Source organism: Streptomyces sindenensis (genome assembly GCF_014649035.1).
Taxonomy (GTDB): Bacteria; Actinomycetota; Actinomycetes; order Streptomycetales; family Streptomycetaceae; genus Streptomyces; species Streptomyces sindenensis.
Map to the genome: position 1 here is coordinate 56,759 of NZ_BMSG01000012.1, position 18,097 is coordinate 74,855.

19 protein-coding genes are annotated in these 18,097 nt (G+C 71.4%); 17 read left to right on the forward strand and 2 right to left on the reverse strand.

Annotation, left to right across the window (positions count from 1 at the left end):
- Nucleotide 1: 1 nt before the first annotated feature.
- Nucleotides 2-649: a bifunctional DNA primase/polymerase gene (locus IE145_RS15675; protein WP_189525660.1), complete on the reverse strand. Its 648-nt coding sequence runs from the start codon at nt 647-649 to the stop codon at nt 2-4.
- A 429-nt stretch (nt 650-1,078) separates the two neighbouring features.
- Between IE145_RS15675 and nsdA the strand changes: the two genes are divergently transcribed.
- The 5 genes from nsdA to ffh all read left to right on the forward strand — a co-directional run bounded on the left by nsdA (nt 1,079) and on the right by ffh (nt 8,787).
- Nucleotides 1,079-2,554: a transcriptional repressor NsdA gene (nsdA, locus tag IE145_RS15680; protein WP_093442728.1), complete on the forward strand. Its 1,476-nt coding sequence runs from the start codon at nt 1,079-1,081 to the stop codon at nt 2,552-2,554.
- A gap of 371 nt (nt 2,555-2,925) precedes the next feature.
- Nucleotides 2,926-4,278 (forward strand): ammonium transporter, encoded by a 1,353-nt coding sequence (locus IE145_RS15685; protein ID WP_189525661.1) that lies wholly within the window; start codon nt 2,926-2,928, stop codon nt 4,276-4,278.
- Nucleotides 4,275-4,613: a P-II family nitrogen regulator gene (locus tag IE145_RS15690; RefSeq protein ID WP_189525662.1), complete on the forward strand. Its 339-nt coding sequence runs from the start codon at nt 4,275-4,277 to the stop codon at nt 4,611-4,613. The genes IE145_RS15685 and IE145_RS15690 overlap by 4 nt, the downstream gene beginning before the upstream one ends.
- 29 nt (nt 4,614-4,642) lie before the next feature.
- On the forward strand, nt 4,643-7,102 hold the full coding sequence (locus tag IE145_RS15695) for a [protein-PII] uridylyltransferase (protein WP_189525663.1): 2,460 nt from the start codon (nt 4,643-4,645) through the stop codon (nt 7,100-7,102).
- A gap of 131 nt (nt 7,103-7,233) precedes the next feature.
- Nucleotides 7,234-8,787, forward strand: coding sequence for a signal recognition particle protein (gene ffh, locus IE145_RS15700; protein WP_065478511.1), 1,554 nt, complete (start codon nt 7,234-7,236; stop codon nt 8,785-8,787).
- 60 nt (nt 8,788-8,847) lie between these two features.
- Here the strand turns inward: ffh and IE145_RS15705 are convergent, their stop codons facing one another.
- A complete protein-coding gene (locus IE145_RS15705) occupies nt 8,848-9,732 on the reverse strand; it encodes a methyltransferase domain-containing protein (RefSeq protein WP_189525664.1) in 885 nt (294 codons plus the stop codon).
- Nucleotides 9,733-10,185: 453 nt separating this feature from the next.
- Between IE145_RS15705 and IE145_RS15710 the strand changes: the two genes are divergently transcribed.
- The 12 genes from IE145_RS15710 to IE145_RS15765 all read left to right on the forward strand — a co-directional run bounded on the left by IE145_RS15710 (nt 10,186) and on the right by IE145_RS15765 (nt 18,006).
- Complete coding sequence (locus IE145_RS15710) at nt 10,186-10,779, forward strand: hypothetical protein (RefSeq protein ID WP_003965961.1); 594 nt, start codon at nt 10,186-10,188, stop codon at nt 10,777-10,779.
- A 157-nt stretch (nt 10,780-10,936) separates the two neighbouring features.
- Nucleotides 10,937-11,377, forward strand: coding sequence for a 30S ribosomal protein S16 (gene rpsP / locus IE145_RS15715; RefSeq protein ID WP_189525665.1), 441 nt, complete (start codon nt 10,937-10,939; stop codon nt 11,375-11,377).
- Between the two features lie 2 nt (nt 11,378-11,379).
- The gene (locus IE145_RS15720; RefSeq protein ID WP_003965959.1) at nt 11,380-11,619 is read left to right on the forward strand and encodes an RNA-binding protein; all 240 of its coding nucleotides are present in this window, start codon (nt 11,380-11,382) and stop codon (nt 11,617-11,619) included.
- A 118-nt stretch (nt 11,620-11,737) separates the two neighbouring features.
- The gene (gene rimM, locus IE145_RS15725) at nt 11,738-12,334 is read left to right on the forward strand and encodes a ribosome maturation factor RimM (RefSeq protein ID WP_189525666.1); all 597 of its coding nucleotides are present in this window, start codon (nt 11,738-11,740) and stop codon (nt 12,332-12,334) included.
- Complete coding sequence (gene trmD / locus IE145_RS15730; RefSeq protein WP_189525667.1) at nt 12,334-13,155, forward strand: tRNA (guanosine(37)-N1)-methyltransferase TrmD; 822 nt, start codon at nt 12,334-12,336, stop codon at nt 13,153-13,155. The genes rimM and trmD overlap by 1 nt, the downstream gene beginning before the upstream one ends.
- A 131-nt stretch (nt 13,156-13,286) precedes the next feature.
- Nucleotides 13,287-13,637, forward strand: a complete 351-nt coding sequence (gene rplS / locus IE145_RS15735; RefSeq protein ID WP_032770115.1) for a 50S ribosomal protein L19 — start codon at nt 13,287-13,289, stop codon at nt 13,635-13,637.
- 66 nt (nt 13,638-13,703) lie between these two features.
- Nucleotides 13,704-14,474: a signal peptidase I gene (gene lepB / locus IE145_RS15740; RefSeq protein ID WP_189525668.1), complete on the forward strand. Its 771-nt coding sequence runs from the start codon at nt 13,704-13,706 to the stop codon at nt 14,472-14,474.
- On the forward strand, nt 14,467-15,567 hold the full coding sequence (gene lepB, locus IE145_RS15745) for a signal peptidase I (protein ID WP_229825579.1): 1,101 nt from the start codon (nt 14,467-14,469) through the stop codon (nt 15,565-15,567). The genes lepB (IE145_RS15740) and lepB (IE145_RS15745) overlap by 8 nt, the downstream gene beginning before the upstream one ends.
- Nucleotides 15,568-15,601: 34 nt before the next feature.
- Nucleotides 15,602-16,342 carry a signal peptidase I gene (gene lepB / locus IE145_RS15750; protein WP_229825588.1) on the forward strand — a complete coding sequence of 247 codons (741 nt, stop codon included), beginning with the start codon at nt 15,602-15,604 and terminating at the stop codon, nt 16,340-16,342.
- 50 nt (nt 16,343-16,392) lie between these two features.
- Nucleotides 16,393-17,148 carry a signal peptidase I gene (lepB, locus tag IE145_RS15755; RefSeq protein WP_189525669.1) on the forward strand — a complete coding sequence of 252 codons (756 nt, stop codon included), beginning with the start codon at nt 16,393-16,395 and terminating at the stop codon, nt 17,146-17,148.
- On the forward strand, nt 17,145-17,633 hold the full coding sequence (locus tag IE145_RS15760) for an NUDIX hydrolase (RefSeq protein ID WP_189525670.1): 489 nt from the start codon (nt 17,145-17,147) through the stop codon (nt 17,631-17,633). The genes lepB (IE145_RS15755) and IE145_RS15760 overlap by 4 nt, the downstream gene beginning before the upstream one ends.
- 64 nt (nt 17,634-17,697) lie before the next feature.
- Nucleotides 17,698-18,006, forward strand: coding sequence for a DUF2469 domain-containing protein (locus tag IE145_RS15765; protein ID WP_003965949.1), 309 nt, complete (start codon nt 17,698-17,700; stop codon nt 18,004-18,006).
- The last annotated feature ends 91 nt before the right edge of the window (nt 18,007-18,097 follow it).

Below are 18,097 nucleotides of genomic sequence, written 5' to 3' on the forward strand. Positions count from 1 at the left end.
GCTACGAGCGGTGACAGACGTACGCCAGGGTCCCCAGCAGCAGCCGCGCCTGCGGGGGAGCGGCCGCCGTGTCCAGCACCGGGGACCGCAGCCAGCGGACCGGGCCGAGGCCGCCGAGGTCGGACGGCGGGGCGGTGATGTGCGTCCCCGGGCCCAGGGCGCGCAGGTCCAGGCCCGCGTCGTCCCAGCCCATCCGGTAGAGCAGCTCGGGCAGCTCGGCGGCGGCCCCGGGAGCGACGAAGAACTGCGCCCGCCCGGTCGGCGTCACCGTGACCGGGCCCAGCGGCAGCCCCATCCGCTCCATCCGCACCAGCGCCCGCCGCCCGGCCTGCTCCGCGACGTCCAGGACGTCGAAGGAGCGTCCCACCGGCAGCAGCATCGCGGCCCCGGGCGTCCGGGCCCAGGCGTCCGCCGCCCGGTCCAGGCCGGTGCCCGCCGGAACCTCCCCGGCGAAGCCCAGGGGGTGGGCGCCGGGGGAGGGGCACACCGGATCGCCGCACGAGCAGGCGCCGGCCTCGGCCCGCGCTCCGGGCGCCACCGCCCAGCCCCACAGCCCTGTGTACTCGGCCACCGCCGTGCCCTCGGTGCCGCGGTGGCGTCGCCGCGCACCGGATCGCATCTCCCGGATGCCGCCGATCGTGAAGCCCATGCCCCCTCCAACGGGTACGGCTCGCCGGTGGTTACGACCCGCGTCGCTCGGGTAACCCTCCGTCGCTGCTACTCGATCGAGTGGTGTGCGCGGTGGTGCGAAAGGGAGTGCGACACGGTGTACGCGCCCCCGAGTGCTTCCGTGCGCTCGCCCTCGGTCGCTGATCCCTCAAGTCAAGCGCGCACAGCGGCAGTCGGGTTCATTCGAAGGGGTGGCGAATGGTGGCGTTTTCCCAATCCCCCTCGCGAGAGGGGTGATCGTAGGATTACCGTCGGTACACGGACTCTGGGAGTATGTGCACCCACGGGTATGCCGCAGGCAACCCGATTTCCTGTTCGAGGGCAGCCAACTCCCTTACGGACAGCACCGATGCACGGCATTCTGACAACGGTTCGCGCGATGAGGTTTCAGCGGGATGGGGGCGTTCCAGTGAGTGGCAGCGGCGCAGGCGACACGGATGCCGGAAAGCGTCCCAACGAGCAGTTGGGCTCGTGGTTCGTGCGCAGTGGCTGGTCCAAGGGCGAGCTGGCGCGCCAGGTCAACCGGCGGGCCCGGCAGATGGGCGCCCACCACATCAGCACCGACACCTCCCGGGTGCGGCGCTGGCTCGACGGCGAGCAGCCCCGGGAGCCGATCCCGCGCATCCTCTCCGAGCTGTTCTCGGAACGCTTCGGCGCCGTCGTCGCCGTCGAGCAGCTGGGACTGCGCACCGCCCACCAGTCACCCTCGGTGGCCGGCGTCGACCTCCCCTGGGCCGGCCCGCAGACCGTCGCCCTGCTCAGCGAGTTCTCCCGCAGCGACCTGATGCTCGCCCGGCGCGGCTTCCTCGGCAGCTCGCTGGCGCTGGCCGCGGGGCCCGCGCTCATCGAGCCGATGCAGCGCTGGCTGGTGCCCGTACCCGTACAGGGGACCGGCGAACCGGAGGCGCCGGCCGCCGACCACCGCCCCTCCCGGCTCTCCCGGCCCGAGCTGGACCTGCTGGAGTCGACCACCGCGATGTTCCGGCAGTGGGACGCCCAGTGCGGCGGCGGACTGCGCCGCAAGGCCGTCGTCGGGCAGCTGCACGAAGTCACCGACCTGCTCCAGGAGCCCCAGCCCGGCCCCACCGCCCAGCGGCTCTTCCGCTGCGCCGCCGAACTGGCCGAGCTGGCGGGCTGGATGAGCTACGACGTCGGCCTCCAGCCCACCGCCCAGAAGTACTTCGTGCTCGCCCTGCACGCCGCCAAGGAGGCGGGCGACAAACCGCTCGGCAGCTACATCCTCTCCAGCATGAGCCGCCAGATGATCCACCTCGGCCGCCCCGACGACGCCCTGGAGCTGATCCACCTCGCGCAGTACGGCAGCCGCGACTGCGCCACCTCCCGGACCCAGGCCATGCTGTATGCGATGGAGGCCCGCGCCTACGCCAACATGGGGCAGCCCAGCAAGTGCAAGCGGGCCGTCCGGATGGCCGAGGACACCTTCCTGGACGCCGGTCTCGACGGCGAGCCCGAGCCCGACTGGATCCGCTTCTTCTCCGAGGCCGAGCTGAACGGGGAGAACGCCCACTCCTACCGTGACCTGGCCTATGTCGCCGGGCGCAGCCCCACCTACGCCTCGCTCGCCGAGCCCGTCATGGAGAAGGCCGTCGAACTGTTCGGCGAGGACGACGAGCACCAGCGCTCCTACGCGCTCAACCTCATCGGCATGGCCACCGTCCATCTCCTCCAGCGCGAGCCGGAGCAGTCCACCGTGCTCGCCGGCCAGGCCCTGAAGATCGCCAGGAAGGTCCGCTCCGAGCGGGTCAACACCCGCCTGCGCAAGACCGTCGACACCGCTGCCAGGGACTTCGGCGATGTCGCCGACGTCGCCCGGCTCACCGAGCTGCTCCACGAACAGCTGCCGGAGACCGCCGAAGCGGTCTGACCGGCACCCGAGGCCCCGGCCGCGGCGCCCCTTCCGTACACCCCGACTCGGCTCCCCCATCGCCTGGTCACACGGAGGGTCGCCGTGGCCGGTTTCGTGCTTTCCGGGCCGAAGGACCGCCCCCGCAGGCGTTTCGACCGCACCGTATGCGGCGTGCGCCGCAGGATAGGCAGCGCACCGGACGCGCCACCCCGGATTCATTCGGCCGTAACACGCGACCCCTCTTCGTCACGCTCACGAAACATCGTGCGGCATCCCATGAAACGGCCCTCCGTCAACCTCGTGGCTCATAACCGGCCCGCACCTGTTCCCCAGTGGTCCCGCAGCATTCCCCCGCACGCCGCGGCCGCACCGACGACGAGGAGACGCCGATGCCCCCAGGCATCACGACGCTTGCCGCAGACGCCCCTGAGCTGTCTGCCGCCAACACCGGGTTCATGCTCATCTGCACGGCCCTGGTGATGCTCATGACCCCCGGCCTGGCCTTCTTCTACGGAGGCATGGTCCGCGTCAAGAGCACCCTCAACATGCTGATGATGAGCTTCATCAGCCTCGGGATCGTCACGGTCCTGTGGGTGCTCTACGGATTCAGCCTGGCCTTCGGCTCCGACGTCGGCTCCGTCGTCGGCTGGAGCTCCGACTACGTCGGCCTGAGCGGCATCGGCCTGAACGAGCTGTGGGACGGCACCACCATCCCCGTGTACGTCTTCGCCGCCTTCCAGCTGATGTTCGCCGTGATCACCCCGGCCCTGATCAGCGGTGCGCTCGCCGACCGCGTCAAGTTCACCGCGTGGGCGCTGTTCATCGTCCTGTGGGTCACCGTCGTCTACTTCCCCGTGGCCCACTGGGTCTGGGGCTCCGGCGGCTGGCTCTTCGAGATGGGCGTCATCGACTTCGCCGGTGGTACGGCCGTCCACATCAACGCCGGTGCCGCCGCCCTCGGCGTCATCCTGGTCATCGGCAAGCGCATCGGCTTCAAGAAGGACCCGATGCGGCCGCACAGCCTGCCGCTCGTCATGCTCGGCGCCGCCCTCCTGTGGTTCGGCTGGTTCGGCTTCAACGCCGGATCCTGGCTCGGCAACGATGACGGCGTCGGCGCGGTCATGTTCCTGAACACCCAGGTCGCCACCGCCGCGGCGGTCCTCGGCTGGCTGATCTACGAGAAGCTGCGCCACGGCTCCTTCACCACGCTCGGCGCCGCCTCCGGCGCGGTCGCCGGCCTCGTCGCCATCACCCCGGCGGGCGGCTCCGTCTCCCCGCTCGGCGCCCTCGCGATCGGCGTCATCGCCGGTGTCCTGTGCGCCATGGCGGTCGGCCTCAAGTACAGGTTCGGCTACGACGACTCCCTGGACGTCGTCGGCGTCCACCTCGTCGGCGGCATCCTCGGCTCCGTCCTGGTCGGCTTCTTCGCCACCGGAGGCGTCCAGTCCGACGCCGCGGGCCTCTTCTACGGCGGCGGCGTGGAACAGCTCGGCAAGCAGGTCGTCGGTGTCGTCGCGGTCCTCGCGTACTCTCTCGTCGTCTCCGCGGTCATCGCCCTGGCCATCCACAAGACGATCGGGATGCGGGTCTCCGAGGACGACGAGATCTCCGGCATCGACCAGGTCGAGCACGCCGAGACGGCGTACGACTTCAGCGGCACCGGCGGCGGCTCGGTCTCCCGCACCACCGCCCCCGCCCCCGACACGACGGCAGCACCGAAGGCAAAGAAGGTGGACGCATGAAGCTCATCACCGCGGTCGTGAAGCCCCACCGGCTGGACGAGATCAAGGAGGCCCTCCAGGCCTTCGGCGTCCAGGGGCTCACCGTCACCGAGGCCAGCGGTTACGGGCGGCAGCGCGGCCACACCGAGGTCTACCGGGGCGCCGAGTACACCGTCGACCTGGTCCCCAAGATCCGCATCGAGGTCCTCGTCGAGGACGAGGACGCCGAAGAGCTCATCGAGGTCGTCGTCAAGGCCGCCCGGACCGGCAAGATCGGTGACGGGAAGGTCTGGAGCGTTCCGGTCGACACCGCCGTCCGGGTCCGGACCGGCGAACGCGGCCCGGACGCCCTCTGACAGACGGCCCACGAACGGAAGGCAGCTGGGTGACGCGTACCGAAGTGACCACCGAAACCGAAGGCTCGGGACCCAGCGGCTACGCGGCGGCCCGGCTGCGCCTCCTCCAGCAGGAGGCGCGGTCCGGGCCGCCGCGCCGTGCGGCCCTCGCCCGCCTCACCGACGACTGGCTCACCGGCCTGTTCACCGCCGCCGCGACCCGGGCCGGGGTACGCGGCGCCGCCCTCGTCGCCGTCGGCGGCTACGGCCGCGGCGAGCTCTCCCCGCGCAGCGACCTCGACCTGCTCCTCCTGCACGACGGCAGCGCCGACGCGGCCGCCGTCGCCGCCCTCGCCGATGCCGTCTGGTATCCGGTCTGGGATCTGGGCCTGGCCCTCGACCACTCCGTCCGCACCCCCGGCGAAGCCCGGAGGACGGCGGGGGAGGACCTCAAGGTCCAGCTCGGCCTGCTGGACGCCCGCCCGGTCGCCGGAGACCTCGGGCTCGTCGCCTCCCTGCGCACCGCGATCCTCGCCGACTGGCGCAACCAGGCACCCAAACGCCTCCCCGCCCTCCACGAGCTCTGCCAGGAACGCGCGGAGCGGGCCGGCGAGCTCCAGTTCCTCCTGGAACCCGACCTCAAGGAAGCCCGCGGCGGCCTCCGCGACGCCACCGCCCTGCGCGCGGTCGCCGCCTCCTGGGTCGCCGACGCACCCCGCGAAGGACTCGCCGAGGCCCGCCGCACCCTCCTCGACGCCCGCGACGCCCTCCACCTCACCACCGGGCGCGCCACCGACCGCCTCGCCCTCCAGGAGCAGGACCAGGTCGCCGCCGCCCTCGGCCTCCTCGACGCCGACACCCTGCTGCGCCAGGTCTACGAGGCCGCGCGGACGGTCTCGTACGCCACCGACGTCACCTGGCGCGAGGTCAACCGGGTGCTGCGCGCCCGCTCCGCCCGCCCGAGACTCCGCGCCCTGCTCAGCGGAGGCCGCGGTACCAAACCCACCCCCGAGCGCACCCCGCTCGCCGACGGCGTGGTGGACGCGGACGGCGAGGTGGTCCTCGCCCGCGCCGCCCGCCCCGAACGCGACCCGGTCCTCACCCTGCGCGCCGCCGCGGCCGCCGCCGAGGCCGGACTCCCGCTCTCCCGCCACCTCGTACGCCACCTCGCGGCCACCGCCCGGCCGCTGCCGGTCCCGTGGCCTCCCGAGGCCCGCGAGGAACTGGTCACCCTGCTCGGCGCGGGCGAGGCCACCGTCGGCGTCTGGGAGGCGCTCGAAGCGGAAGGGATCGTCACCCGGCTGCTGCCCGACTGGGAACGCGTCCACTGCCGCCCCCAGCGCAACCCCGTCCACACCTGGACCGTCGACCGGCACCTCGTGGAGACCGCCGTCCGCGCCGCCTCCCTCACCCGCCGCGTCCACCGCCCCGACCTCCTCCTGGTCGCCGCCCTCCTGCACGACATCGGCAAGGGCTGGCCCGGCGACCACTCCGTGGCCGGCGAGGTCATCGCCCGGGACATGGCCACCCGGATCGGCTTCGACCAGCACGACGTGGGCGTCATCGCCACCCTCGTACGCCACCACCTGCTGCTCGTCGACACCGCCACCCGGCGCGACCTCGACGACCCCGCCACCGTCCAGGCCGTCGCCGGGGCCGTCTCCAACGCCTCCACCCTGGAGCTGCTGCACGCCCTCACCGAGGCCGACGCGCTGGCCACCGGCCCCGCCGCCTGGTCCGCCTGGCGGGCCTCTCTCGTCGCCGACCTGGTCAAACGGGTCGGAGCCGTGCTCGCCGGGGAGTTCCCCGAGGAGCCCGACGACGAGGCCCCCAGCGCCGAACACGAACGCCTCGCCATCGAGGCCCTGCGCACCGGCGAACCCGTCCTCGCTCTGCACACCCAGCCCGAGGAGCCCGCCGGGGACGGTGAAGTGGAACCCGTCGGCGTCGAACTCCTCATCGCCCTGCCCGACCGCCCCGGCGTCCTGCCCGCCGCCGCCGGAGTCCTCGCCCTGCACCGCCTCACCGTGCGCGCCGCCGACCTGCGCGCGGTGGAGCTGCCCAACGAGGTGGGGGAGAGGGCGGACCTGCTGCTGCTCAGCTGGCGGGTCGCCGCCGAGTACGGATCCCTCCCGCAGGCCGCCCGCCTGCGTGCCGACCTCGTACGCGCCCTCGACGGCTCCCTGGACATCCGGGCCCGCCTCGCCGAGCGTGAGGCCGCCTATCCGCGCAGGCGAGGCGTCAAGGCCCCGCCGCCACGGGTCACCGTGGCGGCCGCGGGCTCCCGGCGCGCCACCGTCATCGAGGTCCGCGCCCAGGACGCCCCGGGCCTGCTGCACCGCATCGGCAACGCCCTGGAACGCAGCGCCGTACGCGTGCGAAGCGCCCATGTCTCCACGCTCGGCGCCAACGCCGTGGACGCCTTCTACGTCACCGGGACCGACGGCGACCCCCTCTCCCCGGCCCGGGCCTCCGAGGTCGCCCGGGAGGTCGAGAAGGCCCTCGGCTGACGCGGAGGACGCCTCCGCACGGCCCTCGCCCGGCACCGGATCCGGGCGAGGGCTTGGTGTTCTCCGGGGGACGGATACCCTGGAGGGCGACTGACCTGCCCCGCCCCCGACCCTGAGGACCGACGAGCGCCGTGTTCGATACTCTCTCCGACCGCCTTAGCGCGACTTTCAAGAACCTCAGGGGCAAGGGCCGCTTGTCCGAGGCCGACATCGACGCCACGGCACGCGAGATCCGTATCGCCCTGCTGGAAGCCGACGTCGCCCTGCCCGTGGTCCGGGCCTTCATCGCCAACGTCAAGGAGCGGGCGCGCGGCGCCGAGGTCTCCCAGGCGCTGAACCCCGCCCAGCAGGTCGTCAAGATCGTCAACGAGGAGCTCGTCGCCATCCTCGGCGGCGAGACCCGGCGGCTGCGGTTCGCCAAGACCGCGCCCACCGTGATCATGCTCGCCGGCCTCCAGGGCGCCGGTAAGACGACGCTGGCCGGAAAGCTCGGCCTCTGGCTCAAGGGCCAGGGACACTCCCCGCTGCTCGTCGCCTGTGACCTCCAGCGCCCCAACGCCGTCAACCAGCTGAGCGTCGTCGCCGAGCGCGCCGGCGTCGCGGTGTACGCCCCCGAGCCGGGCAACGGCGTCGGCGACCCGGTCCAGGTCGCCAAGGACTCCATCGAGTTCGCCAAGGCCAAGGTCCACGACATCGTCATCGTGGACACCGCCGGCCGCCTCGGCATCGACCAGGAGCTGATGCAGCAGGCCGCGGACATCCGCGACGCCGTCAGCCCCGACGAGATCCTCTTCGTCGTCGACGCGATGATCGGTCAGGACGCGGTCAACACCGCCGAGGCCTTCCGCGACGGCGTCGGCTTCGACGGCGTGGTCCTCTCCAAGCTCGACGGCGACGCCCGCGGTGGTGCGGCCCTGTCGATCGCCCATGTCACGGGCAAGCAGGTCATGTTCGCGTCGAACGGCGAGAAGCTGGAGGACTTCGACGCGTTCCACCCGGACCGGATGGCCTCCCGCATCCTCGACATGGGTGACCTGCTCACCCTGATCGAGCAGGCGGAGAAGACGTTCAGCCAGGAAGAGGCCGCCAAAATGGCCTCGAAGCTCCAGTCGAGCAAGGGTGGGAAGGACTTCACCCTCGACGACTTCCTGGCCCAGATGGAGCAGGTCCGCAAGATGGGCTCCATCTCCAAGCTGCTCGGCATGCTGCCCGGCATGGGGCAGATCAAGGACCAGATCAACAACATCGACGAGCGCGACATCGACCGCACCGCCGCGATCATCAAGTCGATGACGCCCAAGGAGCGCGCCGAGCCGACGATCATCAACGGTTCGCGCCGGGCCCGTATCGCCAAGGGTTCGGGCGTCGAGGTCTCCGCGGTCAAGAGCCTGGTGGAGCGCTTCTTCGAGGCCCGCAAGATGATGTCGAAGATGGCCCAGGGCGGGGGCATGCCCGGGATGCCGGGGATGCCGGGCATGGGTGGCGGACCCGGCCGGCAGAAGAAGCAGGTCAAGCAGGCCAAGGGCAAGCGCAAGAGCGGCAACCCGATGAAGCGCAAGGCCGAGGAGCAGGCCGCTGCGGCGCGCCGCGAGCAGGCGGCGGCCCAGGGCGGCGCGTTCGGTCTTCCCGCCCAGGACGGCGGCAAGGACTTCGAGCTCCCGGACGAGTTCAAGAAGTTCATGTAAGCGAGCACCGCACGTGTAAGGGGCGCCCTTGAGAGAGGGCGCCCCTTACACGCATCGTGATCAGGTCACGCAGACCAGATAGCGGAAGACGTTCGGCATCCACACCGTGCCGTCCTCCCGCCGGTACGGATGGAGAGCCTCCGCGACCTCCTTCTCCACCTGGGAGCGGTCCGTGGCCCGTACGGCGGCATCGAAGAGCCCGGTGGACAGCAGCCCGCGCACCGCGCTGTCCACGTCGGCGTAACCGAACGGGCAGGACACCCGCCCCGAACCGTCCGGCTTCAGCCCGGCCCGCGCCGCCACGTCCTCCAGATCGTCCCGGAGCGTCGGCCGCCACCTGCCCGGCTCCGTACGCGGCGGGCGAGCGGTGTCCGCGAGGCGGGCGGCCACCTGAAGCACCGCCGCCGTGGCGCAGCGCTCCGGCGGACCCCAGCCGGTCAGCACCACCGCCGCGCCCCGGACGGCCAGGGGCACGGCAGAGCGCAGCGCCGGCACCAGCCCCTCGGAGTCCCCGGCCGCGCAGCCGATCGGCTCGAAGACCGTGATCAGGTTGTACGGAGCACCGTCAGCGCCGACGGGCGCGGGCCCCCCGTCCGCCACCAGCCGGGCCCGACGGCGGGCCGGGTGCGGGGAGTGCGCGGGCGCGTCGTCCCAACCGGCGTCGGGCAGCAGCCGCGCGCGGGCCAGCGCCAGGCGCTCCCGGTCGGAGTCCACACCCGTGACGTGCGCCCCCCGGGCCGCCGCGACGAGCATCGCGAGGCCCGAACCGCAGCCGAGGGACAGCATCCGGGTGGCCGCCCCGATCTCCATCCGGTCGTACACCGCCTCGTAGAGCGGCGCGAGCATGCGTTCCTGGATCTCGGCCCAGTCGCGTGCGCGGGTACCGGCGTCCGCCGGCGCGGAGGAGTCCGCGCCCAGCTGGTTCCGGACGAGCGTTGGTGTCATGGAAAGTGCCCCAATCCGCCAAGAGGTCGGTCGTGCCCGAGTGGACGTCCCCCGTGTGCGCGTGTTCCGCACCCCCGTAGCCAGAGAACTGCGCATCCGCCGTTCCGTCCAGGGGTTGTGGAGCAGTGCTTGCGTGCCCCGGTCGTGCGCCCCGTCCCACGTCTGCTCTCCGACCAGTCTTACCCGACACCCCGCACCGGGCACGTCGAGCGCGGAGGAGGGTAGTCTTCCGGGCGGATTCGTCAGGACCGCGCGCCGCACGCGCACCTGACAGCCGCGGCCGCCGGGCGCACCGCACGCTGTGCACCACCTTGGTGCGAGCTGTGCGTCTTCTCCGCAGTTCTGCGTACCCGCCCTCGTCCGGATGCATCAACGGCAACTGACTGGTACGTGCAAATTATTTGGGATGCCCCGGAATAGGAACACCACGGCACTCGGGCTCGTTGTCACGACGTGAGCACGACACCACCTGTACTTGCCGCAGAGCTGGCACAGGCGTGGGCCGACATTCAGCGGTACCACCCCGAGCTGCCCGATCTGGCCGCGCCCGAGTCCCTGATCGGAGAGTCCTCGTCCGCCTGTGGCGCCGAGCTCTCCTTCGAGCGACTGCTCCACGAGGCAGTCCACGGCATCGCCGCCGCGAGAGGAGTCAGAGACACCTCCCGCGCCGGCCGCTACCACAACCGACGCTTCCTCGCGATCGCCGAGGAGCTGGGCCTCGATCATGCCGAGGAACCCCACCCCAGCAGCGGATTCTCGCTGGTCACGCTGAATCCGGAAGCCAAGCGCCGGTACCGTCCGACCACCGAACGGCTGCAGCGCGCCCTCAAGGCGCACACCGTCGCCACCGCCGCCGACACCAAGCGCTCCTTCCGCGGACCTGCCGCCCGGCACGGTTCCTCCGGGGGAGGCGTGCGGGTCAAGGCCGTCTGCGACTGCGGACGCAACGTCCGCGTCGTCCCGTCGGTCCTGGCGCAGGCGCCGATCGTCTGCGGCGGCTGCGGCAAGCCGTTCCGGATTCCGGAAGCGGCGGTCGCGGTGGGGTGAGCCGATGCGGTGTGGCACAATGGCTAGCTGTACTCGACAGTCGCACAGGACCCCTCTCTCCTCCGGCTGACGCGTCCATCGGGCACACGAGTACCGCAACCCCACGTGGCATCTTCGTTGTGCCCAACCACGTCAGAGACCAGGAGACACCACTTCCGTGGCAGTCAAGATCAAGCTGAAGCGTCTGGGCAAGATCCGTTCGCCTCACTACCGCATCATCGTCGCCGACTCCCGTACCCGCCGTGACGGCCGGGCCATCGAGGAGATCGGCCTGTACCACCCGGTGCAGAACCCCTCGCGCATCGAGGTCAACTCGGAGCGCGCGCAGTACTGGCTGTCCGTCGGCGCCCAGCCGACCGAGCCGGTCCTCGCGATCCTGAAGCTCACCGGTGACTGGCAGGCCCACAAGGGTCTCCCGGCCCCCGCGCCGCTGCTGCAGCCGGAGCCCAAGGCTGACAAGCGCGCGCTGTTCGAGGCGCTGTCCGCGGACGGCGACGAGGCCAAGGGTGAGGCCATCACCCCCAAGGCCAAGAAGTCCGACAAGAAGGCGGACGAGGCGGCTGACGCTGCCGAGTCCACCGAGTCGACCGAGGCCTGAGCATGCTCGAGGAGGCTCTCGAGCACCTCGTGAAGGGCATCGTCGACAACCCCGACGACGTGCAGGTTGCCGAGCGCACCCTGCGTCGCGGGCGCGTGCTGGAGGTCCGGGTCCACCCCGACGACCTCGGCAAGGTGATCGGCCGTAACGGCCGCACCGCCCGCGCCCTGCGTACGGTCGTGGGTGCCATCGGCGGCCGCGGTATCCGTGTCGACCTCGTCGATGTGGACCAGGTTCGCTGATCAGCGAGTTGAACACCGGCCAGGGCCGGGGAGGGCCTTCGGGCCGTCCCCGGCCTTTGTCGTCGGCCACCCGGACGTCTCCCCCTCCCCGTCCGCACCCCATCAATCGGAGAACAGCGTGCAGTTGGTAGTCGCGCGGATCGGCCGCGCCCACGGCATCAAGGGCGAGGTCACCGTCGAGGTACGAACGGACGAGCCGGAGCTGCGGCTCGGCCCCGGCGCCGTCCTGGCCACCGAACCGGCGGCGACGGGTCCGCTGACGATCGAGACGGGCCGGGTCCACAGTGGCCGGCTCCTGCTGCGCTTCGAGGGCGTACGCGACCGCAGCGCCGCCGAGGCCCTCCGCAACACCCTCCTGATCGCCGAGGTGGACCCGGACGAACTGCCCGAGGAGGAGGACGAGTTCTACGACCACCAGCTGATCGACCTCGACGTGGTGCTCGCCGACGGCACGGAGATCGGCCGGATCACCGAGATCTCCCACCTGCCCTCGCAGGACCTGTTCATCGTGGAGCGCCCCGACGGCAGCGAGGTGATGATCCCCTTCGTCGAGGAGATCGTCACCGGGATCGACCTGGAGGAACAGCGCGCGGTCATCACCCCGCCGCCCGGTCTGATCGACGAGAGCGAAGCCGTGATCGCCTCCTCCCGCGACGAGGAGACCGGTGAGACGGCCTCCGGCGATGCGGCCGGGACGCCGAAGGGCGACGCCTGATGCGGCTCGACGTCGTCACCATCTTCCCCGAGTACCTGGAACCGCTGAACGTCTCCCTCGTCGGCAAGGCCCGCGCCCGCGGCGTGCTGGACGTCCACGTCCACGACCTGCGGCAGTGGACGTACGACCGGCACCACACGGTCGACGACACCCCCTACGGCGGCGGACCCGGCATGGTCATGAAGACCGAGCCCTGGGGCGACGCCCTGGACGAGTCCCTGGCCGACGGCTACGAGGCCGGGGCACACTCCCCGGTCCTCGTCGTGCCCACGCCCAGCGGCCGGCCGTTCACCCAGGAACTGGCCGTCGAGCTCTCCGCCGAGCCCTGGCTGCTCTTCACCCCGGCCCGGTACGAGGGCATCGACCGCCGAGTGATCGACGAGTACGCCACCCGGCTCCGGGTCGTCGAGGTCTCCATCGGGGACTACGTGCTGGCCGGCGGGGAAGCGGCCGTCCTGGTGATCACGGAGGCGGTGGCCCGGCTGCTGCCCGGCGTCCTCGGCAACGCCGAATCCCACCAGGACGACTCCTTCGCCCCGGGCGCCATGGCCAACCTCCTGGAGGGGCCCGTCTACACCAAGCCGCCCGAGTGGCGCGGCCGGTCCATCCCGGACGTCCTGCTCAGCGGCCACCACGGGAAGATCGCGCGCTGGCGGCGCGACCAGGCCTTCGCCCGTACCGCCCTCAACCGCCCCGATCTGATCGAGCGGTGCGAGGCGAGCGCCTTCGACAAGAAGGACCGCGAGATCCTCTCCATCCTCGGCTTCGCACCGGAGCCCGGCGGCCGATTTTGGCGCAGGCCCACCGCCGTGGAAGAATAGGCCGCTGCTGTACGTCCGGTGTGCGCCCCTGCCACAGGGGGAAAGACGCCCGCCCGACGCGATCAGCGCTCCGAACTCTTCAACGACCTTCCCGTCGATGACCTGTGGCATCGGCGAAGAAAGCAGAAACCATGGCTTCCCTGCTCGATGACGTCAATGCCGCGACCCTGCGGTCGGACGTCCCGGCGTTCCGCCCCGGTGACACCGTCAACGTCCACGTGCGCGTGATCGAGGGCTCCCGCTCCCGTATCCAGCAGTTCAAGGGTGTTGTCATCCGCCGCCAGGGCGCGGGCGTCAGCGAGACCTTCACGGTCCGCAAGGTCTCGTTCTCCGTCGGCGTCGAGCGCACCTTCCCGGTGCACAGCCCGATCTTCGAGAAGATCGAGCTCGTCACCCGCGGTGACGTCCGCCGCGCCAAGCTGTACTTCCTCCGTGAGCTGCGCGGCAAGGCCGCGAAGATCAAGGAGAAGCGCGACAACTGAGCTGTCGCCCGGTCATCCCCCTGCGGGTGACCCGTCCACAGCCTGGCCGGATAGGCTTCGGCCGCGATGGACACACAAGCACAGCACTCGGAGCGCGACCGCTCCCCGGAACCCGACGCGGGGTCCGGGGAGGGGTCGCGCTTTTCGCGTACGCGGGCCCGCCTCGCCTCGGTGCTGTCCTGGCGGCGGGTGCTCGCCGGGGCGGTCCTGGCCACCGTCGCCCTGCTGCTGTTCAGCTCCTACGTGGTCCAGCCCTTCCTGATCCCCAGCCGCTCGATGGAGCCCACGCTGCAGGTCGGCGACCGGGTGCTCGTGAACAAGCTGGCGTACCGTTTCGGCGCCGAGCCACAGCGCGGCGACGTGGTGGTCTTCGACGGGACCGGATCGTTCGTGCGGGAGGACCTCGACGCGAACCCCCTGACCGGACTGGTGCGCGGGGCGGCCGCCTCCCTCGGGCTCGTGGAGCCCGCCGACACCGACTTCGTGAAGCGGGTGGTGGGCGTGGGCGGCGACCGGGTCGTGTGCTGCGACGCGGAGGGGAGACTCGCGGTCAACGGCACCGTGGTGGACGAGCCGTACCTCTACCCCGGTGACACCGCTTCCCGGGCGCCCTTCGACATCGTGGTGTCCGCCGGCACCCTCTGGATGATGGGCGACCACCGCAGCCGCTCCAGCGACTCCCGGGACCGCCTCGGATCGCCCGGCGGCGGGATGGTCCCCGTCGAGCGGGTGACCGGCCGGGTGGACTGGCTGGGCTGGCCGCCCGCCCTGGTCGGCTCGCTGGCCGGGACCGGTGCCTTCGGTGACGTACGGGCACCTGGCGCGGCGCATGGGTAACCGCGGACGCCCGCGCGGCGCGACCGACCCCCGCGCGTCCCTGCCGACCGGGACCAGGCCGACCGGGCCGCGCCCGCTGCCCACCCGGGCGGAGCGCCGCAGGCTCGCCAAGAAGGTCCGGCGCAAGCGCCGCAGGTCCGCCGTGAAGGAGATACCCGTCCTCGTCGTCGCGGCGCTGCTGATCGCGCTCGTCCTGAAGACGTTCCTGGTGCAGGCGTTCGTCATTCCGTCCGGGTCGATGGAACAGACCATCCGGATCGGCGACCGGGTGCTCGTCGACAAGCTGACCCCGTGGTTCGGGTCCGAGCCGCAGCGCGGCGACGTCGTGGTCTTCAAGGACCCCGGTGGCTGGCTCCAGCAGGAGGAATCCGCCCGGAAGGACGACCCGCCGATCGGCGTCAAGCAGGCCACCGAACTGCTGACCTTCATCGGGCTCCTGCCGTCCGACGACGAGCAGGACCTGATCAAGCGGGTCATCGCGGTCGGCGGCGACACCGTGAAGTGCTGCGGCGAGGACGGCCGGGTCACCGTCAACGGCGTACCGCTGGCCGAGACGTACCTCCACCCCGACGACCGGCCCTCGACCATCTCGTTCGAGGTGAAGGTCCCCGAGGGGCGGCTCTTCGTGATGGGGGACCACCGGTCCGACTCCGCCGACTCCCGCTTCCACCTCGACGAACCCGACCGGGGCACGGTCGCCGAGGAGGAGGTCGTGGGGCGGGCCGTCGTGATCGCCTGGCCGTTCGGCCACTGGAGCACCCTGGAAGAGCGCGACGCCTTCCGCGCGGTCCCGGACTCGCGCGCATCGAAGGCGGCTGGCGGGGCACCGTCGAATAGTCTGGCACCTCCGGATCGCGACGGAATGGTCCGGCTCCCGACCCCTGCGGAACTCCCGCTCGTTATGGGAGTGGTGGGCCTGCGTCTGATGGGGCGCGGGCAGTGGCACGTATTGAGGAGTGGATGTGGGGGATTTGGCGGTCGGCGCACGATCCGGACACGACGAACCCGAGGACCGGCCGGAGCGCGACGAGTCTCCCGCGGGCGGGGCGGCGGTCCCGCCGGAGGGCGAGGGCGACGCCCCGGGCGGCGGTGAGCCCCCGAAGGCCAAGAAGCAGCGCTCCTTCTGGGTGGAGCTGCCGCTGCTCATCGGTATCGCTCTCATCCTGGCGCTGCTGATCAAGACGTTCCTGGTGCAGGCGTTCTCGATCCCCTCGGACTCCATGCAGAACACGCTGCAGCGGGGCGACCGGGTGCTGGTCGACAAGCTGACCCCGTGGTTCGGCTCGGAGCCGGAGCGCGGCGAGGTCGTGGTGTTCCACGACCCGGGCGGCTGGCTGGAGGACACCGCGACCCCGGAGCCGAACGCGGTGCAGAAGTTCCTGAGCTTCATCGGCCTGATGCCGTCCTCCGAGGAGAAGGACCTGATCAAGCGGGTCGTCGCGGTCGGCGGCGACACGGTGGAGTGCAAGGAGAACGGCCCGGTCACCGTCAACGGGAAGAGCCTGGACGAGAAGTCGTTCATCTTCCCGGGGAACACCCCGTGCAACGACAAGCCCTTCGGCCCGATCAAGGTGCCCGAGGGCCGGATCTTCGTCATGGGCGACCACCGGCAGAACTCCCTGGACTCGCGCTACCACCAGGAGCTCCCGGGGCAGGGCACGGTCTCCAACGACGAAGTCGTCGGCCGTGCCGTCGTCGTCGCCTGGCCGCTGGGCCGCTGGGCGACCCTGCCGGTGCCCGACACCTTCGACCAGCCCGGTCTGAACGCGGCCGCCGCGATGGCGCCGGCGGCACTGGGCGTAGCCGGAGCGGTGCCCCTCGTGTTGTGGCGCCGCCGGAGGCTGACCGCCCGGCGTACCGCCGGGTAGGGTGCCGACTCGGATCAGCGATTGTCGATCTCCGACGGGGGAGCGCTGGGATGAGCGGTACAGGAAGCAAGGGAGACGGCCGCGGCCGGCTCGGCGCCATGGTGTCGGGCCTCGCCGTGGCCGTCGGCTGTGTGCTCTTCCTCGGCGGTTTCGCCTGGGCGGCAGTGGTCTACCAGCCGTACACGATCCCGACCGACTCCATGGCCCCGACGGTGAACCCCGGCGACCGGGTGCTCGCCGAGCGGATAGACGGGGCCGACGTCCGGCGCGGTGACGTGGTGGTCTTCACCGACGAGGTCTGGGCCGCCACACCGATGGTGAAGCGCGTCGTCGGGGTCGGCGGCGACGAGGTGGCCTGCTGCGACAAGGACGGCCGCCTCACCGTCAACGGGACCCCCGTCGACGAGCCGTACGTCGCCCAAAGCCCGACGGCCGGCGGCGGGAAGGCCCCCGCCTCGCCCCAGGAGTTCTCCGCCACCGTGCCGCGGGGCAAGCTCTTCCTCCTCGGCGACGAACGGGCCACCTCCCTGGACTCCCGGGTCCACCTCCAGGACGCCGGCCAGGGCTCCGTAGCGCTGAGCGCCGTGCAGGCCCGGGTGGACGCGGTGGCCTGGCCGATGAACGGCATGATCGACCGGCCCGCCTCATTCGCCGCGCTGCCCGGCGGGGTGTCCGCCGCCGGGCCCCTGCCGCTCCAGCTGGGCGCGATCCTGGTGGGGGCCGCCCTGATCCTCGGTGGGGCGGTGTACGGGCCCGTGGCGGCGTGCCTGGGCCGACGGAAGGCGTCTGCCGGAGGGGCCCGGTGACCTCCGGAACCCGTAAGGTCGCCCGCGTGGTCCTGCTGGACCCCGACGACCGCGTCCTGCTGCTGCACGGCCATGAGCCGGACGATCCGGCCGACACCTGGTGGTTCACCCCGGGCGGCGGGCTGGAGGGCGACGAGACCCGGGAGCAGGCCGCCCGCCGGGAGCTCGCCGAGGAGACCGGGATCACGGACATCGAGCTTGGCCCGCTGCTCTGGACCCGGATCTGCTCCTTCCCGTTCGACGGGCGCCGCTGGGACCAGGACGAGTGGTACTACCTGGCCCGTACGGCGCAGACCGCCATCGCCCCGCAGGGCCTCACCGACCTGGAGCTGCGCAGCGTCGCCGGTCTGAGGTGGTGGACTTCCGCCGAACTGCTCGCGACGCGTGAGACGGTGTACCCGACCAGACTCGCCGAGCTGCTGCGCACGCTCCTCGACGAGGGCCCCCCGTGTGATCCGCTCGTTCTGGCCCCCGAAATCGTCTAATCGTTCAGGGGCGCCGAAGGCTGACGCACAATGGGGGCACGCACGGCTGAAGGGGAAACATGCCATGAGCGCCGAGGACCTCGAGAAGTACGAGACCGAGATGGAGCTGAAGCTCTACCGGGAGTACCGCGATGTCGTCGGTCTGTTCAAATATGTGATCGAGACCGAACGGCGCTTCTACCTCACCAACGACTACGAGATGCAGGTGCACTCCGTCCAGGGTGAGGTTTTCTTCGAGGTGTCCATGGCGGACGCCTGGGTCTGGGACATGTACCGGCCTGCCAGGTTCGTCAAGCAGGTCCGCGTGCTGACCTTCAAGGACGTCAACATCGAAGAGCTCAACAAGAGCGATCTGGAACTTCCGGGAGGCTGACCCCAGGGCGGCCCCCTGGAGCCGGGGCCGCCGACACGCGCGCTGCAGGAAGAAGCCCGGTCACCCGTGTGGGTGGCCGGGTTTTCCACAT